At 45.5% G+C, this 19,826-nt stretch carries 24 protein-coding genes; 8 read left to right on the top strand and 16 right to left on the bottom strand.

Features of this window, described 5'->3' with window-relative positions:
• Positions 1 to 19: 19 nt before the first annotated feature.
• The 8 genes from rseP to rpsB form a co-directional block, all read right to left on the bottom strand.
• Positions 20 to 1,372: a sigma E protease regulator RseP gene (gene rseP / locus EMM73_RS09075; protein ID WP_127686124.1), complete on the bottom strand. Its 1,353-nt coding sequence runs from the start codon at positions 1,370 to 1,372 to the stop codon at positions 20 to 22.
• A complete protein-coding gene (ispC, locus tag EMM73_RS09070) occupies positions 1,372 to 2,565 on the bottom strand; it encodes a 1-deoxy-D-xylulose-5-phosphate reductoisomerase (RefSeq protein ID WP_127686123.1) in 1,194 nt (397 codons plus the stop codon). The genes rseP and ispC overlap by 1 nt, the downstream gene beginning before the upstream one ends.
• Positions 2,565 to 3,428: a phosphatidate cytidylyltransferase gene (locus tag EMM73_RS09065; RefSeq protein WP_127686122.1), complete on the bottom strand. Its 864-nt coding sequence runs from the start codon at positions 3,426 to 3,428 to the stop codon at positions 2,565 to 2,567. Before EMM73_RS09065 ends, ispC begins: the two co-directional genes overlap by 1 nt.
• 5 nt (positions 3,429 to 3,433) lie before the next feature.
• On the bottom strand, positions 3,434 to 4,201 hold the full coding sequence (locus EMM73_RS09060; RefSeq protein ID WP_127686121.1) for an isoprenyl transferase: 768 nt from the start codon (positions 4,199 to 4,201) through the stop codon (positions 3,434 to 3,436).
• An 83-nt stretch (positions 4,202 to 4,284) separates the two neighbouring features.
• Positions 4,285 to 4,842, bottom strand: a complete 558-nt coding sequence (gene frr / locus EMM73_RS09055; protein WP_127686120.1) for a ribosome recycling factor — start codon at positions 4,840 to 4,842, stop codon at positions 4,285 to 4,287.
• A 44-nt stretch (positions 4,843 to 4,886) separates the two neighbouring features.
• Positions 4,887 to 5,624, bottom strand: a complete 738-nt coding sequence (gene pyrH / locus EMM73_RS09050; RefSeq protein WP_008900629.1) for a UMP kinase — start codon at positions 5,622 to 5,624, stop codon at positions 4,887 to 4,889.
• 185 nt (positions 5,625 to 5,809) lie between these two features.
• On the bottom strand, positions 5,810 to 6,682 hold the full coding sequence (gene tsf, locus EMM73_RS09045; protein ID WP_127686118.1) for a translation elongation factor Ts: 873 nt from the start codon (positions 6,680 to 6,682) through the stop codon (positions 5,810 to 5,812).
• Positions 6,683 to 6,802: 120 nt separating this feature from the next.
• Positions 6,803 to 7,531, bottom strand: a complete 729-nt coding sequence (gene rpsB / locus EMM73_RS09040) for a 30S ribosomal protein S2 (protein ID WP_127686117.1) — start codon at positions 7,529 to 7,531, stop codon at positions 6,803 to 6,805.
• Positions 7,532 to 7,772: 241 nt separating this feature from the next.
• Between rpsB and map the strand changes: the two genes are divergently transcribed.
• The 3 genes from map to dapD are packed head-to-tail and all read left to right on the top strand — an operon-like array spanning position 7,773 to position 12,065.
• Positions 7,773 to 8,564 carry a type I methionyl aminopeptidase gene (gene map / locus EMM73_RS09035; protein WP_127686116.1) on the top strand — a complete coding sequence of 264 codons (792 nt, stop codon included), beginning with the start codon at positions 7,773 to 7,775 and terminating at the stop codon, positions 8,562 to 8,564.
• A gap of 47 nt (positions 8,565 to 8,611) precedes the next feature.
• A complete protein-coding gene (gene glnD / locus EMM73_RS09030) occupies positions 8,612 to 11,236 on the top strand; it encodes a [protein-PII] uridylyltransferase (RefSeq protein ID WP_127686115.1) in 2,625 nt (874 codons plus the stop codon).
• A 4-nt stretch (positions 11,237 to 11,240) separates the two neighbouring features.
• Complete coding sequence (dapD, locus tag EMM73_RS09025) at positions 11,241 to 12,065, top strand: 2,3,4,5-tetrahydropyridine-2,6-dicarboxylate N-succinyltransferase (protein ID WP_127686114.1); 825 nt, start codon at positions 11,241 to 11,243, stop codon at positions 12,063 to 12,065.
• A 185-nt stretch (positions 12,066 to 12,250) separates the two neighbouring features.
• On the opposite strand, the gene EMM73_RS09020 is transcribed toward dapD, so the two are convergent.
• Genes EMM73_RS09020 through EMM73_RS09010 form a run of 3 tightly spaced genes read right to left on the bottom strand, consistent with a single transcriptional unit; the run spans position 12,251 to position 13,863 of the window.
• Positions 12,251 to 12,691 carry a flavodoxin gene (locus tag EMM73_RS09020; protein WP_127686113.1) on the bottom strand — a complete coding sequence of 147 codons (441 nt, stop codon included), beginning with the start codon at positions 12,689 to 12,691 and terminating at the stop codon, positions 12,251 to 12,253.
• Between the two features lie 40 nt (positions 12,692 to 12,731).
• Positions 12,732 to 13,547: a tRNA pseudouridine(65) synthase TruC gene (truC, locus tag EMM73_RS09015; RefSeq protein WP_315851039.1), complete on the bottom strand. Its 816-nt coding sequence runs from the start codon at positions 13,545 to 13,547 to the stop codon at positions 12,732 to 12,734.
• Positions 13,522 to 13,863, bottom strand: coding sequence for a YqcC family protein (locus EMM73_RS09010; RefSeq protein ID WP_127686111.1), 342 nt, complete (start codon positions 13,861 to 13,863; stop codon positions 13,522 to 13,524). Before EMM73_RS09010 ends, truC begins: the two co-directional genes overlap by 26 nt.
• Positions 13,864 to 13,977: 114 nt before the next feature.
• Between EMM73_RS09010 and EMM73_RS09005 the strand changes: the two genes are divergently transcribed.
• A complete protein-coding gene (locus tag EMM73_RS09005; protein WP_127686110.1) occupies positions 13,978 to 14,274 on the top strand; it encodes a DUF3301 domain-containing protein in 297 nt (98 codons plus the stop codon).
• Here EMM73_RS09005 and EMM73_RS09000 read toward each other — a convergent pair.
• Complete coding sequence (locus EMM73_RS09000) at positions 14,271 to 14,591, bottom strand: DUF962 domain-containing protein (protein WP_127686109.1); 321 nt, start codon at positions 14,589 to 14,591, stop codon at positions 14,271 to 14,273. The genes EMM73_RS09005 and EMM73_RS09000 overlap by 4 nt on opposite strands.
• Positions 14,592 to 14,598: 7 nt before the next feature.
• Positions 14,599 to 15,258: a GNAT family N-acetyltransferase gene (locus EMM73_RS08995; protein WP_261373369.1), complete on the bottom strand. Its 660-nt coding sequence runs from the start codon at positions 15,256 to 15,258 to the stop codon at positions 14,599 to 14,601.
• Between the two features lie 120 nt (positions 15,259 to 15,378).
• Between EMM73_RS08995 and EMM73_RS08990 the strand changes: the two genes are divergently transcribed.
• The gene (locus tag EMM73_RS08990; RefSeq protein WP_127686107.1) at positions 15,379 to 15,609 is read left to right on the top strand and encodes a DUF2789 domain-containing protein; all 231 of its coding nucleotides are present in this window, start codon (positions 15,379 to 15,381) and stop codon (positions 15,607 to 15,609) included.
• A 57-nt stretch (positions 15,610 to 15,666) separates the two neighbouring features.
• Here EMM73_RS08990 and EMM73_RS08985 read toward each other — a convergent pair whose 3' ends face one another.
• Positions 15,667 to 16,032: a DUF3192 domain-containing protein gene (locus tag EMM73_RS08985; protein WP_127686106.1), complete on the bottom strand. Its 366-nt coding sequence runs from the start codon at positions 16,030 to 16,032 to the stop codon at positions 15,667 to 15,669.
• 171 nt (positions 16,033 to 16,203) lie between these two features.
• On the opposite strand from EMM73_RS08985, the gene EMM73_RS08980 reads away from it, so the two are divergent.
• Entirely contained in the window at positions 16,204 to 16,482 is a 279-nt protein-coding gene (locus tag EMM73_RS08980) for a hypothetical protein (RefSeq protein ID WP_127686105.1), read from the top strand.
• Positions 16,482 to 17,258 (top strand): Zn-ribbon-containing protein, encoded by a 777-nt coding sequence (locus tag EMM73_RS08975; RefSeq protein WP_127686104.1) that lies wholly within the window; start codon positions 16,482 to 16,484, stop codon positions 17,256 to 17,258. Before EMM73_RS08980 ends, EMM73_RS08975 begins: the two co-directional genes overlap by 1 nt.
• Before the next feature lie 6 nt (positions 17,259 to 17,264).
• On the opposite strand, the gene syd is transcribed toward EMM73_RS08975, so the two are convergent.
• Complete coding sequence (gene syd, locus EMM73_RS08970; protein ID WP_127686103.1) at positions 17,265 to 17,792, bottom strand: SecY-interacting protein; 528 nt, start codon at positions 17,790 to 17,792, stop codon at positions 17,265 to 17,267.
• Positions 17,793 to 17,910: 118 nt separating this feature from the next.
• Between syd and queF the strand changes: the two genes are divergently transcribed.
• Entirely contained in the window at positions 17,911 to 18,750 is an 840-nt protein-coding gene (gene queF / locus EMM73_RS08965) for an NADPH-dependent 7-cyano-7-deazaguanine reductase QueF (protein ID WP_127686102.1), read from the top strand.
• 121 nt (positions 18,751 to 18,871) lie between these two features.
• Here the strand turns inward: queF and EMM73_RS08960 are convergent, their stop codons facing one another.
• Positions 18,872 to 19,618: a helix-turn-helix transcriptional regulator gene (locus EMM73_RS08960; RefSeq protein ID WP_127686101.1), complete on the bottom strand. Its 747-nt coding sequence runs from the start codon at positions 19,616 to 19,618 to the stop codon at positions 18,872 to 18,874.
• Between the last annotated feature and the right edge of the window lie 208 nt (positions 19,619 to 19,826).

Here is a 19,826-nt window from a genome sequence, read left to right as displayed (position 1 = left end):
ACTACTTTTGATTAGTTTATTACAAACGAGAAATATCGTTGAGCAGCGCAATTCCCATTAATGTCAGCAGCAACAGAGCTCCGATCCGGAAACCCAGCTCCTGCGCCTTCTCAGAGACAGGTTTGCCGCGTATTAGTTCCAGCACAAGATACATTAAATGGCCACCATCCAAAATAGGCAGAGGCAGTAAATTTATCACCCCAAGGTTGACGCTAATCAGTGCTAAAAAGGAAATAAAGGCAATCAAGCCAATATCTGCGCTGCTTCCAGCGCCTTGTGCTATTGAAATTGGACCGCTTAAATGTTTGACAGAAATATCACCAAAAATGAATTTTCCAATCATCGAGAAGCTTAATCGCACCAATTGCCAGGTCTTTTCTACCCCAACCCAGGCCGCCTGTACAGGGCCATATTGCTGAGTGAACAATAAATGTTCAGGCCAGGGTAATACTTTTGGACTGACTCCCAGGTATCCCTGATGAAAACCATCTGCAGTTTCACGGCTTTGTGGTGTTACCAGAATATCCATTGGCCTTCCAGCGCGCTCAATACCAAACAGCAGCTGTTGTTCTGGGCTGTTCTGCACTAAGGTCACCACTGAGTTCCAGTCCTCTACCAGTTTGCCATCGACTGAAAGCAAGGTATCTCCTAACTGTAAACCCGCAGTTTCAGCTGCTGAGCCAGCCTGAATGTGACTGATCTCGTTCAACACTTGCGGCCGCAGTGGCTCTAGACCCAAGCTGCCAAATATACTCTGTGTATCAGGATCAAAAACCCAGTCGGTCAAATCCAACTGATAACTTTGATCACTACCTTCCAGTTGCTGCACAGTAATATCAACTGCAGAGCGACCTACATGTTCAACCAACAATAAACTAATAGCACGCCAATCTTCTACAGCTTCGCCGTCAATAGCTGTGATCTGAACATTGGCCGGGACACCGGCTTTAGCAGCAATGGATTCTGCCGTAACCTGTCCTATCATAGGTTTGATATTTGGCACACCTATCAGATACATGCCCCACAAAAGCAGGATAGCGAACAAAAAGTTAGCTACTGGGCCTGCGGCAATAATAGCCATGCGTTGGCCTACAGTTTTGCTATTAAAACTTAAATTTTTATGTTGGGGCAATATAGGATCAATCCGCTCATCCAGCATGCTGACATAACCGCCCAATGGGATCATGGCAATCACAAATTCTGTGCCCTGTTTATCTCGCCAGCTGAATAGTGCTTTACCAAAACCTATTGAAAAACGTTTGACCAACACATTGTTTTTGCGAGCCACCCAGAAGTGGCCAAATTCGTGCACTGTCACCAACAGGCCAATAGCGACAACAAAACTGATTGAATTCCAAACAAAACCCGACATTAATCCACCTTCTTCAGTTGGTCTTGCATGTATATTCTGGCTTCTTGATCCAATGCCAAAATACTCGGTAAATCAGGCGCTTTCAGGCTGGCAAAACGCTCTAATGCTTTTTCGTTCAGAGATGCTATATCGGTAAAGCGGATCTGTCCCGCTAAGAAAGCCGCTACTGTGATTTCGTTGGCTGCGTTTAATGCTGTTGTTGCACCCTGACCATAGCCACAAGCCGCTATTGCCAGATATAAATTAGGGTAACGGCCAGGCTCTGGTTTCGAGAAACTAAAGTCCGCGAGTTCAAAAAAGTTCAGAGGCTTCACATTGGTCTGGATCCGTCCGGGGAAAGCAAGCGCATGGGCTATGGGAGTTCGCATATCCGGCTGGCCCAATTGCGCCAAAACAGAACCGTCTGTGTATTGCACCATCGAATGAATAATACTTTGCGGATGGATCACCACCTGAATATCGTCAGCAGCGCAGTTAAACAACCAGCGGGCTTCAATAAACTCCAAGCCTTTATTCATCATAGTGGCACTGTCGACTGATATTTTCTGTCCCATTACCCAGTTTGGATGCGCTACCGCCTGAGCAGGGGTGATGCTTGAGAATTCGCTCAGCGACTTACGTAAAAAAGGACCGCCACTGCCAGTCAGTAGTAGTTTACTGATACCGTAGTCAGATAAGGTTTGCGTTGCGGTATTTTGCTGTAAAGCAGCAGGTAGACACTGGAAAATAGCATTGTGTTCGCTATCAATAGGCAACAAAGTAGCGCCATGCTGTTGTACTTTGTTGATAAAAAGCTCACCACTCATCACCAGCGCTTCTTTATTCGCCAGCAATACGGTTTTGCCTTGTTCAACGGCAGCCAGTGTGGGCAATAAACCTGCAGCTCCGACAATAGCGGCCATCACTATGTCAGCATCAGGATCAGCAGCCAAATCACAAAGTGCTTGAGCCCCTGCCCAAACTTCAGTATCAATCCCGGCCTCTTTGACCAACTGCTTTAATGCATTCGCAGCCTGCACGTCTGTCATCACTGCATATCGGGGTTTAAAGCGCTGAATTTGAGCAAATAGTTTATCGACCTGGGTGGCTCCGGTCAGACCCAGTACCTGATAATCATCAGGATACATAGCCACTACATCCAAAGTATTGCAACCAATTGAGCCTGTTGCCCCGAGGATCACCAGCGTCCGCATTACGCGAAACCTCCAAGCAGCGCAACTAAAACTGCGTATAAGGGTGCTGTGGCCGTCAGACTATCAATACGGTCTAAAATTCCACCATGACCGGGAATAATAGAGCCGCTGTCTTTTAACCCAGCCACTCGTTTAAACATGCTTTCGCTTAAATCGCCAAACACAGATAACACCGTCAGTACTAATGCCGCCAAATACCAGGTGGCAACCTCTTCTGGAAAACCATGGTAATAAGCTACAGCAGTGACCAGCAGCATGACAAAACCAACACCACCTAACATACCCTCCAGGGTTTTTCCCGGACTGACAGCGGGCAACAGTTTACGTTTGCCAAAAGGTTTGCCAATAAAATAACCGCCGATATCAGCAGCCCAGACGATTCCAAGTAACAAGCAAATCAACCAGGCGCCGGTGTAACTGGATTGATGAAAATCCACAGAACGTATTAACAATAAGGCTGTCCAGGCCGGAACTAAAGTTAACCAACCCATCACCGCACGGCGTATATGCCCCTTAGACCAGCTTTGACTGCTTCGTGGATAACTTAATACCAGAAGCACAGCAATCAGCCACCAACCAACGCCTATAGCTAAAAGGCTATTGCTTAGCATATCTTGCTGCACTGGCCAGTAGGCCGTATCAGGCAATTGTCCATAAATCAGCATCATACTCGCAGCAATCACAGAGACAAAGCTGTATTGACTCAACTTAGTGCTGTAGCCACAAAACAAGCTCCACTCCCAGGCGCCAATTAAAAAAGCTGAGGCAATAAAGATCGCAAAATAATGCAAAGGAAGAAAAAAGACTGCGGCTAACGCAAGCGGCGCCATGATTAGGGCTGTAATAACTCGTTGCTTAAACAAATTGGTTATCCTTGTGTCGGACGCATTGCCAGCTCACGGATCTGTGCTCCGGTACAACCAAAACGCCGTTCTCTACTGGCGTAAGTTGCCAAAGCTTCCGAAAATACCTGCTCATCAAAATCAGGCCATAAAGTTTCGGTAAACCAGAACTCAGCATAAGCAGCTTGCCACAACAAAAAGTTACTGATGCGTACATCGCCACCGGTACGAATCATCAGATCCAATTCCGGTTGATCGTGCATTTGCATGTATCCAGATAACTCTTGTTCGTCAATTTGTGCAGCCGTCATCTGACCATCAGCTACTTTCTGAGCCAAACGCTGCGCTGCCTGCACTATATCCCAACGTCCGCCATAGTTGGCTGCAACATTAAGAGTCAAAGCTGTATTCTGAGCTGTAAGCTGTTGCGCCTCTTTAATATGTTGTTTGAGTTTGTCGCTAAAAGGAGACAAATCTCCAATAATATTTAGCCGTACATTATTCTTGTGCAGAGTTTTAACTTCCTGCTGTAAAACCAACAAAAACAATTGCATCAGACCACTGACTTCGTCTTCAGGACGACGCCAGTTTTCGCTGCTAAAAGCAAATAAGGTAAGAGACTGGATACCTAATTTACGGCAAAAGCTCACTGCACGACGCACTGCGTCAACGCCTTTTTTATGACCCCATACCCGAGGCCTACCCTGCCGTTCAGCCCAGCGTCCGTTGCCGTCCATGATAATGGCGACATGTTGTGGCAACGCGTTATGTAACGCGGTTTGCACTTCTGTCATCTGAATCTGACCTTGTCACAATAATAAAAAACGCCGCGAAGTATACCCTACACGGCGCTATTTCCCTAATCAGGCGGAGTTGATTAAACTTCCATCAACTCTTTTTCTTTGTCTGCTAAAACTTCATCCACTTTCTTCACAAAAGCATCTGTTAGTTTCTGCACTTCGTCTACAGCTTTACGCTCATCGTCTTCACCAATTTCTTTATCTTTTAATAAAGATTTCAAGTCAGCATTAGCGTCACGACGAATATTACGTACAGCAACACGAGCACCTTCAGCTTCGTTACGCACTACTTTGACTAAATCGCGACGACGCTCTTCGGTCAATGGAGGCAAAGGTACCCGAATAGTAGTGCCAGCACTCATAGGGTTTAAACCTAAATCAGACTGCATAATGGCTTTTTCAACAGGCTGAACCAGTGTTTTATCAAACACACTGATGCTCAGAGTGCGGGCGTCTTCTACAGACACGTTAGCCACCTGACGTAATGGTGTGTTCGCACCGTAATAAGACACCTGAATGCCGTCTAATAAACTTGGGTGAGCACGACCGGTACGGATCTTGGACAATTGGTTTTTCAGCGCATCAACGCTTTTTTCCATCCGGGTTTTGCTGTCTTTCAGAATATCGTTAATCACTTTGGCTATCCTTTTTTTGCTACACCAAAAAAGTGGCAGTTAGTTTACTGTAATTTTTCAGCGTGGTCGATCACTGTGCCTTCTTCTTCACCCAACACAACACGTTTCAGTGCGCCAGGCGTGTTCATATTGAAGACACGAATTTGCATATTGTGGTCACGGGCCAAGGTAAAGGCCGCTAAATCCATCACTTTTAATTCTTTTTCCAATACTTCTGTGTAGCTTAATTTGCTGTACAGGGTCGCTGTAGGATCTTTCACCGGGTCTGCGGAATAGACACCATCGACTTTAGTGGCTTTTAAAACCGCATCGGCTTCGATTTCAATACCCCGTAAACAGGCTGCTGAATCTGTAGTGAAAAACGGGTTACCAGTACCGGCAGAGAAAATGACCACGCGGCCAGACTTTAACAGACTGATGGCTTCTGCCCAGCTGTAATTGTCACAGACACCATTTAATGGGATGGCAGACATCAAACGAGCGTTGACAAAAGCACGGTGCAGCGCATCACGCATCGCCAGACCGTTCATCACTGTAGCTAACATGCCCATATGGTCGCCGACCACACGGTTCATACCTGCTTTGGCAAGGCCTTCACCACGAAAAATATTACCGCCACCTATAACAATGGCGACTTGAATACCTAACTCAACCAGCTCTTTGATTTCCTGAGCCATCCGATCCAACACTTTAGGATCAATACCAAAGCCTTCTTCACCCATCAGGGCTTCACCACTGAGTTTCAATAAAATTCTTCTATAGGCGAGTTTTGGATTGCTCATGAGGTCCTCATTTATCTGGAAGGTATAACCTTTACTGTCGATTACTTGCATATTGTCAGGTTATACAGCGTGTTGGGTTAACACAATCAGCCGTATTGCCTAAACTGTACACAAAAAAAACCGCGACAGACGAAGGTCAGGTCGCGGTTATTCTAGCTGGTTTCAAAGCATTGCTAAAGCGTAAATTACTTCTTAGCAGCAGCGATTTGCGCAGCAACTTCAGCAGCGAAATCAGTTTCGGCTTTTTCGATGCCTTCACCAACTTCTAAACGGATGTAGCTTACAGCTTTAGCACCGTTTTGCTTCAGGAAATCACCAGTAGTGATTGACGGATCTTTTACGAACATCTGACCAGTTAAAGAAACTTCGCCAGTGAACTTAGTCATACGACCAGCAACCATCTTCTCAGCGATTTCTTTTGGCTTGCCGCTGTTGATAGCGATTTCGATCTGGATTTCCTGCTCTTTAGCAACAACTTCAGCTGGCACTGACTCTGGAGTCAGGAATGAAGGGTTGTTCGCAGCAACGTGCATAGCAACGTCTTTAGCGATATCTTCGTTACCGCCTTCCAGTACCACTAACACGCCGATACGGCCTGAGTGAGTGTACTGACCAATCACGTCACCCTGAGCTACAGAGATACGACGGATGTTGATGTTTTCACCGATTTTAGTCACCAGTGTAGCGCGAGCTTCTTCAACAGTGCTGTCGCCCAGTTGAGCTGCAGACAGCTCTTCTACAGTGAACAGTTTGTTGGCGTGAGCCAGATCAGCAGCAGCGTTAGCGAAAGCCAGGAAGCTCGCGTCACGACCTACGAAATCTGTTTCACAGTTAAATTCGATTGCAACAGCATAACCGTTACCAACGCGAGTGATCACAGTACCTTCAGCGGCGATACGGCCAGCTTTCTTGGCAGCTTTAGCCTGACCATTTTTACGCATTAATTCGATTGCGCCTTCGATGTCACCTGCAGTTTCTTCTAAAGCTTTTTTGCAGTCCATCATGCCAGCGCCAGTGCGCTCGCGTAATTCTTTTACCATACCGGCAGTTACAGCCATGGGGAGTTCCTCGCAAAATTTTTTCGTGGACAAACAGGGGCAAATGCCCCTGTATGTTTAAACCTGCTTTATACCTGTCCTAGATGTAGCCCTGATGACAAGGCTACAGAGACAATGCAATTACTCAGCAGCTACGAAGTTTTCAGATTCAGCCTGAACTTCGATGTTTTTGCTGCGGCCTTCAGTGATGGCCTGATTGACTGCGCCCAGGTATAACTGGATAGCGCGGATAGCGTCATCGTTACCAGGGATCACAAAGTCAACACCTTTAGGATCTGAGTTAGTATCAACGATAGATACAACTGGGATACCCAGGTTGTTGGCTTCTTTAATTGCAATGTGTTCGTGGTCAGCATCGATCACAAACAGAACATCAGGCAAGCCGCCCATGTCTTTGATACCGCCTAAGCTTTTTTCCAGCTTGTCCATTTCACGGGTACGGTCTAAAGCTTCTTTTTTAGTCAGCTTGTCGAAAGTACCGTCCTGGCTTTGAGATTCCAGGTCTTTTAAACGCTTGATAGACTGGCGAACAGTTTTCCAGTTAGTCAGCATGCCACCTAACCAACGGTGGTTTACATAGTACTGGTCAACTTGAGAAGCAGCTTCTTTGATCGCTTCAGAGGCAGCGCGCTTAGTACCAACAAACAGGATTTTGCCTTTTTTAGCAGCAACAGACTGAATGAAAGCTAAAGCATCGTTCATCATTGGAACAGTTTGTTCCAGGTTGATGATATGAACACGGTTACGAGCGCCGAAAATGAATGGCTTCATTTTTGGGTTCCAGTAACGTGTTTGGTGACCGAAATGTACGCCCGCCTGGAGCATATCGCGCATAGAAACTTTTGCCATTATAAATATTCCTTAGTAATGGGGTTGGGCCTCCATACATCCCATAAAACCGACCGTAACTCAATGAGTTGCAGCACCCCGGATTATGTGTCGATGTATGTGTGTTGTTTAGTTAATTGCAGTTTTAATCTGCGTTTTGCGTTTTTAGCAGAATCTGATTTGCCAAATCGCGGCGCGCTTTATACCATAAGCACCCTTGAAACACAATGAAATGTGTATTTTTACAGCAGAGAGAGATGGCATGGCCGCGATTATTAAAACAGCAGATCAGATCGAAAAAATGCGTGTGGCAGGTAAATTAGCTGCCGAAGTATTAGAGATGATTGAGCCATACGTCAAAGCCGGTGTCACCACCGAAGAGCTCAATACCATTTGCCACAATTATATTGTCGATGTGCAGCAGGCTATCCCTGCCCCACTGAATTACCACGGCTTTCCAAAATCGATCTGTACTTCGGTCAATCAGGTGATTTGTCATGGTATTCCGTCTGATGAGAAAAAACTCAAAGAAGGTGACATCATCAACATCGATATCACTGTGATTAAAGACGGTTATCACGGTGATACCTCAAAAATGTTTGTAATAGGTAAGCCAAGCATTATGGCTGACCGGCTAATTCGTGTGACTCAGGAATGCTTGTATATGGGCATTCGTAAAGTGAAAAACGGTGCCCGTTTAGGTGATATAGGTTTTGTGATTCAGCAGCATGCCGAAAAACACAGCTACTCAGTAGTGCGTGAATACTGTGGTCATGGCATAGGCCAGGTATTCCACGAAGACCCACAAGTGCTGCATTATGGCCGCCCCGGTACAGGTGACACCTTAAAAACCGGTATGTGTTTGACGATAGAACCTATGATCAATGCGGGTGAGCGTCATAGTAAATTGTTAAAAGACGGCTGGACGGTTGTGACTAAAGATCGTAGTTTATCAGCGCAGTTTGAACACACTATTGTCGTCACAGAGACTGGCTGCGAAATTTTAACTCTGAGAGCAGACGACACCATAGAACGAATAGTCACGGCCGAATAAATTGATACCGCACCAGCGGCGGCCGCTTAAGACCTGAGGTAAAGCAAATGAACATGGCGCTGGCGTTTAATAAGTCTTTACCGGGTTTATGTACTCTGGACAGTTATAAAAAACATTTTGCCGAGTTCAACGACTGGCTGAAACATGCCTTTGAGCATCAAACCGTTGGCAGTTTAGTCAAAGCCCGCGCCCGTTTTATCGACGAGGTGCTGGTGTCTTTATGGCAGCACTTCGACCTGCATAAACATAAAAAAATCAGTCTGATAGCAGTAGGTGGTTACGGCAGAGGTGAATTACACCCCTGCTCTGACATCGATTTGTTGCTGCTGACCGACAGCAAACTCGACGCTCAGCAAAAAGAACAAATCAGCCAGTTTATTACCCTGCTGTGGGACTTGCGTTTAGAAGTCGGCCACAGTGTCCGTAGCGTGAAAGAGTCAGTGTCGCTCGGCAAAGAAGACATCACTATTGCCACCAACCTGATGGAAATGCGCTTGCTGACCGGCAGCAAAGAGCTGTTTGATGAGCTGCAGGTCCTGGTCTGCAAAGATAATTTTTGGTCTTCTCAGGCATTTTTTCAGGCCAAAAGGGACGAGCAGCAGCAGCGTCACGCCCAGTATCACGGCACAGCCTACAACTTAGAACCGAATTTAAAAGCCAACCCTGGTGGTCTGCGCGATATCCAAACCATAGGCTGGGTAGCAAAAAAACACTTTAATACCAGAACCATGCGTGAACTGGTGGCCTACCAGTACCTGACAGAAGATGAGTATCAGGAGCTGATGGAATGTGAAGCCTATTTATGGCAGATGCGTTTTGCATTGCATGTTGAATCTGGCCGCAACGAAAACCGTATTTTATTTGACTATCAACCTGCTGTCGCCAAACGTTTAGGTTTTGGTGATGATGGTAAAGCCTCTGTTGAACGCATGATGAAGAGGTTTTTCCAGACAGTGCAACGTGTCGCAGAGCTGAACGATATGCTGCTGCAGCATTTTGACGGCAGTATTCTTAATAGCCAAAGCAAACTGAAACAGCAAAAACTGGATGACTTTTTTGAACTGACAGGTCATTTAATCCGCGCCACAGACAATGCAGTTTTTGCCCGTCGTGAAAATATTCTGCGCTTGTTCTGGCATATAGCCAATAACTCCAATATCACCGGCATTCACTCCGACACTATTCGTTTATTACGTTTAGTCCGGCGTCGTCTGATGGGCGATTTGCAGGATTATGAAGCCTGCCGTCAGCTGTTTATGAGCATCATTCGTCATCCGCGTGGCATGGACAGAGCCATCACATTGATGCATAGGCACGGTATTCTGGCGTCTTACCTGCCAGCCTGGCGTAATATAGTCGGCCAGATGCAGTTCGATTTATTCCATGCCTATACAGTGGATGAACATACTCACCGTGTGCTGAAAAACTTGTATCGCTATTCACAAGCAGGCTTTGAAAACGAGTTTCCACTCTGCACTGACATAGTCAAACGTATGGAAAAACCAGAGATTTTGTATCTGGCTGGTGTTTTCCACGACATTGCCAAAGGCAGAGGTGGCGACCACTCAGAACTGGGTTCCCTGGACGCACGTGAATTTGGCAAGCTGCATAAATTAAGCGACTTTGACAGCAAGCTGCTGGCCTGGTTGGTTGAAAGCCATTTATTGATGTCAGTGACAGCGCAGCGCCGCGATATTCACGACCCGGCAGTGATCGCTGAATTTGCCGATAAAGTGCGGGACGAAACCCGTCTTAACTATTTGTATTGCCTGACGCTGGCCGATATTCGGGCTACGAATGACAACTTATGGAATGACTGGAAAGGCTCGCTGCTACGCGAACTTTATTTAGGCACACAAAAAGCCTTCCGCCGCGGCCTCGAGAAGCCGATGGATTTACGCGATTTAATTCGTGAAAATCAAGCAGAAGCGATGAAGTTGCTGCAAAAACAGGCCTTTACTGAACATGAAGTATTACAGTTATGGGGTCGGATCAAAGCAGATTATTTCGCCCGCTATAACCCTAAACAAATTGTCTGGCACTGTGAACATATATTGCGCCACAAAGATCCACATGAGCCTTTGGTATTAATAGATAAAACGCCGTTTCGTGGCAGTACTCAGGTCTTTGTATACACCCCGGATCAGGACAACTTATTCGCCCATTTAGTGGCTGCGCTCGACAGCAAAAAGGTCAATATTTTTGATGCCCAGATCATGACCAATAAAGATGGTTATGCCATGGATACCTTTGTCGTGCTGGAACAAAATGGTGAACCTGTAACCTCACCATCCCGTTTACAGAGCCTCAAACGTGCTCTCGAAACTTATATTAGCGGCAAACCGGACCTGTCACGCGGTAAACCCCGTTTATCACGGCAGATGCGGCCCTTTAATATAGCGCCCAAAGTGGTCTTTATTCCAGGTGCCAATAAACACCGCACTATGGTGGAAATTACTGCTTTGGATATGCCGGGTTTATTGGCGGATATAGGCTCAGTATTCCAGCGCTGCGAGATCAGTATTCACGCAGCTAAAATCACCACCATAGGCGAAAAAGCCGAAGATTTTTTTATGATTTCTACGAGACAAGATCAGGCGCTTGATGCCGATCAACAAGCACAGCTGCGCCGTGTTCTTGTCGAACAATTAACTCATGTGACAGAGGGATAAAGTTTTGTCAGATTTAAAATCCATAATCGAAACCGCGTTTGAAGATCGAGCGTCCATTACTCCAGCCACAGTAACTGCTGAAGTCAAAGCTGCAGTGACTGCAGCCATTGAACTCTTGGACAGCGGTAAGGCACGTGTTGCCGAAAAAATCGCAGGCGAATGGGTGACTCACCAATGGCTGAAAAAAGCCGTGTTATTGTCGTTCCGTATCAATGACAATCAGGTGATGGACGGTGCTGAAAACCGCTTCTTCGATAAAGTGCCGATGAAATTTGCTGACTACACGCACGAGCGTTTTGTCGCCGAAGGTGTGCGTGTTGTGCCTCCAGCCGCTGTGCGTAAAGGCAGCTTTATCGATAAAAACGTGGTGCTGATGCCTTCATATGTCAATATCGGCGCTTATGTCGGTGAAGGCACTATGGTCGATACCTGGGCCACTGTAGGCTCCTGTGCTCAGATTGGTAAAAACGTACACTTATCCGGTGGCGTAGGCATAGGTGGTGTATTAGAGCCTCTGCAAGCCAACCCAACCATTATCGAAGACAACTGCTTTATCGGCGCCCGCTCTGAAGTAGTGGAAGGCGTGATAGTCGAAGAAGGTGCAGTACTTTCTATGGGTGTTTATATTAGCCAATCGACCCGCATTTACGACCGTGAAACCGGTGAAATTACTTATGGCCGCGTTCCTGCAGGCGCTGTGGTAGTGCCAGGTTCTATTCCGTCGAAAGATGGCACACATAGCCTGTACGCCGCTATTATCGTCAAAAAAGTAGATGCCCAGACCCGGGCTAAAGTAGGTATTAACGCTTTGCTGCGCAGTATCGACTAAAAGCCTTAATACTTGAAGCTGCAGCTGCGTTGACGTTTGCAATTCGAAACGGGCATGTAGGGGCCGCGGCTTGTCCCGGCCCGTCAATGGGTTCCGCGGTGTTTTGTCTATATTACACCGCGGTATCATAAGACAGCCGGGCACAAGACCCGCCCCTAGGTTGTTCTCACTACAGCCCCAATTAATTAAAACTGCTGTTCTATCCAGGGTAAGGCCAAATCTTCTGCTTGCAGAGTTTCGCCTGCATCAATCTCTAAGGCCGGGGCTAAAGCTGTGCCTTGTAATTCTGCCAATAACTCGGAAAACTGTTTACCCGCGCCACAAAAAGTATCGCCATAACCACTGTCACCTAAACAAATTACAGCGTAGTGTTTGCCTGTTAACAGCGGAAATCTGTCTTTTACGTCGACAAAAAATGGCAGCAAATTATCAGGAATATCGCCCTGCCCTGTGGTCGAAGTGATCACCAACCAGATATCAGCTGCAAAAGCTAACACATCATTTAGTTTAGGTTCCAGATTCAGCTGCGTCAGGTAGCCTTTACGCTGCAAAATCTGCTCTGCTTCTTCGGCAACAAACTGAGCACCGCCGTACACTGTACCTACGATGAGAGCTACTTTTTTCATAAATCCTCTGTTTTATAACTGTCGCTTTATATTTGGTAAGTTAAAGCGGTGCCAAGCCACTTAACTCTGCCTGATCAAAAAAAATGCTGTACCAGCTATCTTCTGCGGGCCAACCGAATTCTGTAAATAATTGTTTTACTTCACCCAGTGGTGCTTCGATCACTAAATCGATACCTGTCACCGGATGTTTTAATTCCAGTCGTTTGGCAATCAGCAACAATCTGTGGCTATTGAAATGCTCAGCAAATAAGCGGTTATGTTTGCCTTCGCCATGGGTGGTATCGCCCACTATAGGGTGGCGTAAATGCGATAAATGCCGGCGCAGCTGATGCTTCCGCCCCGTTAAAGGCTGTAAAGCTACCAAGGAGTAACGTGCAACCGGATATTTACCTATAGCTATAGCCAATTCTATTTGGGCCAAAGGCCATAAAGCCGTTACAGCCTGCTGCTTGTCTTTATCCTGATCCGCTAATTTATCAGCGATTTTATCCAGTTGCTCTTTGAGCGGATAATCCAGAATACCTGCTTGTTTGACAAAACCTCGGCAAACCGCCAGATAAAACTTACGCCAGTGCTGCTCTGTGAGTTGTTCTGTCAGTAAACGTGCTACATCAGAAGACAAAGCAAATAACAACACACCAGAGGTAGGTCTGTCGAGCCGGTGTACCGGAAATACATGCTGCCCTAGCTGATTACGCAGGGTTTGCATCACAAAGACTGTTTCGTGTCTGTCTAAAAACGACCGATGTACCAGCATGCCGGCTGGCTTATCTATAGCCACCAGATAGTCATCCTGATATAAAATAGTCAGTACAGGAACAGCGATTAACTCAGGCTCTGCTTGTTGTTTGCTCACGTTTCCCACTTAATAATTCATCCAAATCCGCGATACTATTAATCAACAGCAATTTTTGCCTGTTTAGAGGTTTAAAAGCTTCTTCAGCTATAGGACATACCGCTATTTGTCGCGGCAAAGGCAAACGGCCCGCAACTAAAGCCCGCATACGCGGCAAAAATACAAATTGCAGCCAATTTTCCAGCGGCATAGTATCGCAAAAAAAAGGCGCTGTGCTTTGCATAGCTTGCTCATCTGGTGCAACACAAGCCCAAAGCTCAGAAGCCTTAAGTTCTGACTCAATCTGGTTTAACAACACAGTGACTTGCATATACATGATTCTGCTCATTCATCTAAAACTCTGACCGATTTTATCACAGCAAGAGGCGGAGCAGTCTTGCAAAACCACTAGCCCGTCGCCATTATGCTTGCTCATAACAAAGGAGTCGTAATGGATTTTGTCTGGTTATTATTGTTAGGTATGGCTTTTGTCTATGCGTTTTTGCTGCAACGTAAGCAAGATGAAACCGCCATTAAGCTGGCCAAACATCTGTGTAAACAACAGCAATTGCAGTTTCTGGAATGTGCCAGAGGCAAACATCAGTTTTCCAAAGTAGATAACAGATGGCGCTGGTTTACCAGCTATCAGGTCGATTTTAGCGGCGATGGCGAAAGCAGATATCAGGCTGAATTGCGTTTATCCGGCCTGCGTTACCTGAGTTTTCAATTACCACCCTACAGAGTTTAAGGCAACTGCTGTAATTTCTGCTCCAACTTTCCGGTCAGAAAATCTTTGAACATCACCCAATCCGCCGCCAGACTATACAATGGATATTTAAAGGTGGCGGGTTTGTTGTGTTCAAACTTAAAGTGCCCTAACCATGCAAAACCATAACCTGCCAGCAACATCAGCCACCAGTATCCCCACGAACCTGTCACAGCCAAAGTGATCAAAATCGCCAGTACTAACGCAGAGCCTATGTAATGCAAGCGGCGACAGACAGGGTCTTTATGTTCTGATAAATAATAGGGATAAAACTCAGAAAAACTACGAAAGTCGGACATCTGCTACTTACTCCACTAGCGTTAAAGGGCTACTTTGCCTTGCCCGAAACATTAACGTACCTTTGACTTTACTGAAATTCAACTCTGTCACCTGCTGATAATGATCCGAATTAAAAAAGGCTTTGTTTTTGTCCAGTGTTACAAAAACCCCTATCCCCAAAGATGCAGGATTTTTTTCTACAACGGAATCAACAGCGTGCATTAAGTAATGACCCAATCCAAGATGCTGATACTTGGGAGAAATAGCGATAAAAGCCAGCATATGATAATGCTGTACTGGCATAGCAGCATGAATTCGTTGTTCTTTTTCCAACAATTGCTTAGTTGAGACAAAACCTGCTGTCAGTAACATTTTTAGTCGCCAATGCCAAAATCTGTCGCCACTTAATTTAGAACCTGGTTCTGTAACACAAGCCACACCTAATAACTGCTGCTCAATAAAAATCCCTATAATAGGCTGCTCTTCCTGCCAGAATACATTCAGCTCTTCACGGATGGCCGCTCTTAAGCGTTGTTCATAGTCGGTTTTTTCCGACTGGAAGATCTCCATAAAGACCGGATCGTCATGGTAAGACTGGTATAGCAGCGAAGCGGCTAATTTCAGTTCATCGGGGGTTAACAACTGTGCTTTAAGCTGGTTCAGATCTAGAGCAGGTTGGTTTGGCATCATATGTCCCTGTTATTTATTCTAGTTTGACTATCAACATAGCAGCGAAGAGACGGATTGCCAATGCGCTGGCTCTATCAAACAACTATAGTAAACAGAACACAACAGAGGGATTTCATTATGGATATGACCACTCACGATATGGCAACTTTATTTGCTCAGCTTGGTTTGGACAATAGTCCATCTTCTATCGAGGCTTTTATCGCCAGTCATAAGCTTGCTGCACAGTTATCCCTAGCTGAAGCTTCTTTTTGGACAAATGCTCAGGCAAGTTTTCTTAGAGAGAACTGGAAGCAGGATGCAGATTGGTGCGAAGTGATAGATCAGTTAAATGTACTATTGCGGCATTGAGGTCTGAATAAAGGGAAGTGCTGTCGTACTGGCAACACCTCCCTGGTCCAGGAATTGTTATAACTGACGGTAGGCTTTTTCACCCCAGCCAGTTAACACACCGTTTTTAAATACCAACGGAGTGCATTCGTCTTTGGTGGTTTCACCGTCACTGTGTTCATGGTGAGTACGGTAAAACAGGACGACAGTTTCATCGTCAGCGTCACGGAATGACTCACTGAAATCTGGGGTGCCTAACTGGCCACGCACCGAAGCTAGTTCAGTGCCCAGATTTAACTGGCTAATCACCTGATTATTTAATTTTTGCGTTTTTTTCCATGATGAGTTGTTGTTGTCATTCTCATCCTTACCACCTATAGCTACCACACAACCAGATAACGCCATCATGGCTGTTGCTACTGTTAATACCTTTAAATAATTCATTGCTGTTCCCTTAGAGTTTTAACTTGTTGGTTTTAATGTGTTGGTAGTCAAAAGCAAAACCGGGGCCAACTTTTTAAGTTGTTTAATAACAACAACTTAAAAAATCAAGCTGGTGATACGAGTAATTTAGGTGGTAAATTTCACTAAAATTTAGTGAAACTATTGAAGCTTATGGAACCACTTAGCCAACAAATTGCAAAAATTGCGGCTCAGCTGCAGCAAGAAGGGAAAGAACCCAGCCTGGCGCTGGTTAAAGCTCGCTTAGGTACGGCTACTATGAGCCCGGCTTTATTACAGGCGTATCAGGCGTGGCGTAATGGCGCTGTGATTGTACAAAACACTTCCGAGCAAGTACTTCAAGTTGCGAGTGAACCAGACTCTGATTTAAAGTCTGACTTGGCGCGAATTGAGGCCAAACTTGATCTGATCATCAAAAAGCTGGGGATCTGATGTTAGTTGCAGAGCTGGAATTTAAAATTATTGCCGACACCAGCTTTGACGAAGCGGAAAAAGGTATTCGCCATTATCTGGAAAAACTGATTTTTCAGGGCCAGATTTTAGGTAGAGAATTCCCGACTTATCAGGCCCACGACAGTTTTTTTAGTCGTGTAGTGTTACCTCAAGCTGATGCGTTGAACAAAAAATCACACAGCGCAGCAGGCTTGGATGCCTTAGAACAATTACAGCAAGTGGGTTTAAGTTATCCCAAGCTGACGGTGCTTGGCGATGATTTGATGTCAAATCATACCGACCCTTGCCCCAATCACTCTGCTTTGATTTTATTTTGTAGCTTTTCAGCCACCAACTCAGTGCTGTACTGCGCTGAACATTTTGCGCCTGTGCCTTTGTACAAAGTGGGCCGAATATCAGATGAGGATTTTGAGCATTTAGTACGCTGGCAATTGCAGTATCAGGCGCTGGATGAAATTCAGATGCAGGAAGCAAGAGTACTGCTTAAAAGCGCAGAACAAAGTGTGCAGGGTTTTTACAGTGGCTTAAACCAACAAGGTTATAAGCAGGCTAAATCGCTAAGTAAAGAGCTGAACAAGCCGGTTTATTATTATCTGTACAGTGGTAGCAGTACCGACTGTGCAGCTGAAGCAGAGAAAAAATGTCCTTGTTGTGGTTCTGACTGGAAGCTAACGGAAAGCTGGCATGGTTTGTTTGATTTTTGCTGTGAACCTTGCCAGTTGTTGTCGAATACAGCTTTTGATTGCCAGCCTTGAGGCAGCTTAAAAACTAAGCTGCTTTAAAAAAGCTGCCAGGTCCGGTGCCAGTAAATCTTTTACTTCCATTCCTACTTTCTCCAGATAAACCTCACCTGTTGCCACTAACACTGAAATCAAATAATCATCATGGTCTGTGGCAGCAATAAATACAGTCTCACGCTGCTTTAAGCGTCTTTTCATCAGAATATGCGCGATGATATTTTGCTGCAGCCTCTCAAAATCGGCCTGGTGCCAGCTCATCAGCAGCTGCAGCTCTCCTCTTTCGTGCTGAACCTTTAAACCCCCACCAAAATAGCTGCTGTAAAACTCTGTCAGCTGTTCAGGAAACTGCAGCTCTAATGCCTGCAGGGTTTTAGATAAATCCAAAGCAGGTTCAGCCTTAACCGGACGCCAATGCACCTCGCCGTCTACTGCATCGCCATACTGACAAGGCGAATCAAGTTCTGGGTCAAGCCAACTGATCAGTTTTGGCTGTTTTTCGTAATAAGACTCTACAAATTCTGTGAATTGCTGATTGAATTGGCCCGGCATGGTAATTCGCTTCTGTGCTAAAATTGCCGCCATTCTAACTTGGTTGCGATTGTATTCCCAAGCCATTGGTGTAACAAGATGCAATCAAATTCGCTATTGCTTCCCGTGAGAAGGCTCTATGACAAAAATACAGACAGAGCAATTGGCCGGCTTAACACTTGGCCAGGCCACTGCTTATATCGATCACTACAGTCCTGAATTATTGCAGGCTGTGCCGCGCACTTTAGGCCGTCAGGCTATAGGTTTAGGCGAAGAATTACCTTTTGTTGGTCAGGATACCTGGCATGGCTACGAGTTGTCATGGCTGACCCCTAAAGGTAAACCTATGGTGGCATTAGCCACTTTTGTCGTGCCTTTTAATACGCCGAACCTGATTGAATCCAAATCCTTCAAATTGTATTTAAACAGCCTAAATCAAAGCAAATTTGCCGATATCAGTCAGTTATACCGCACCATGAAAACCGATTTATCGGCCTGCGCCGGTGGCCCTGTGCAAGTGACTTTGCATAACGTCAACGAGCTGACCGCCTTTCAACCGACCTGGTTGCCAGGTCGCTGCATCGACGATTTAGATATTGAAGTGGAGCATTACGACTACAAACCAGAGCTGCTGCAATTAAACCCAACAGGCGCTTTGGTAGACGAAAAGCTGCATTCGCATTTGCTGAAATCCAACTGCTTAATTACCTCTCAACCCGACTGGGCCAGTGTTTATATTCATTACAAAGGCAAAGCTATAGATCATGCGTCTTTGTTGAAGTATCTGATTAGTTTCAGAAGCCACAATGAATTTCACGAGCAATGTGTAGAGCGGATTTATCTGGACTTGTGGAAGCTGTGCCAGCCAGAGTTTTTAATGGTCTACGCTCGCTACACCAGAAGAGGCGGCCTGGATATCAACCCACTACGCAGCAGCGAGCCTTGTGCTCAGCCAAATTTGCGGTTAACACGGCAGTGATAAGTTGGGGGTAAGTTGTATTGCCCCCTAAAGTGCCAGAGCAAAGTCAAAGCTGACTGCACAAATATGACTTTTATGTCTGGATTGTTTTTTATATGCAGCCAAGTTATGGCACTAAGACTTAGGAGTCGCTGCCATATAAAATTTGGGCCATGAAATGTTTAAGATTAGCTTTCTGATAAGGCTCCATAGTCAAACCTATAACACTAACCGTCAGGACTAATAGCAGCACAGAGACCTGAGCGGGTTTCTTAACCAAAAAGGCAGCTCGACGCGAGTTTGTATAAAGTCTGCTTAACAGTGCCCTGAGAGGAAAAGGTCTCTTGATCATTGGTCTGATAAAGTCCGAAACCCCTTGTCGTTTATATAAATCCCAACAAACTCCGGCTATTGTGGAAAAAATAAAAACAGGCAGCAAAGCTATGGTTAGATTAATAATTAAGTTTAACCATTGCGGCAAAACTTCATTAAATATCGTCAGCCTTATGGTATGGATCCAGTCTACATTCGGGATTTTAGTAAACAACATAAACAGCATGATCATTGAAACTGGTAAAAACAGCGCTAAAGAGAGCTGAAGTGCCTGGTCGCTTAACGTAAAAGAGGGGCGGGTTTGGGTGAGGATAACGCAGGTTTCGTTTGAATTCGCGGTCTCTTCATCTGTAACTGCAGCTAACTGCAAAGATTCTGGCGCTAATTCAAACACTGCCGCAAATGCCTTTACTGACTCCAACGATGCTGTGCCACTTTTTTCGATTCGCTGCACAGTTCGCAAGCTTAACCCCGTCACTTCAGCCAACTCACTCTGACTCCAAGCGCGCTTTTTTCTCAGCTCTATTAAAATTTTACTGTTTATTTGCATGTACATAAACCGCTACCGTCACAAGTTGCTAAAGATATCATTTTGAGGCTTTTTAAGCCTTTGAAAACGTCGTGGTAGCGTCATTAGTGCGACATTTATGTGACATTGGGAAAGAAACGCTAAGGGTCAGGTCTTGCGATGTGCCCCGATGCCTCATTTCGCTCTTTGCAATTCATCAAAAAGAGCGTAATCAACTACTGACACCAATTCCCCC

It is taken from the genome of Rheinheimera sediminis (assembly GCF_004005375.1).
Lineage (GTDB): Bacteria > Pseudomonadota > Gammaproteobacteria > Enterobacterales > Alteromonadaceae > Pararheinheimera.
This window is presented reverse-complemented; position numbering and strand designations above follow the sequence as displayed.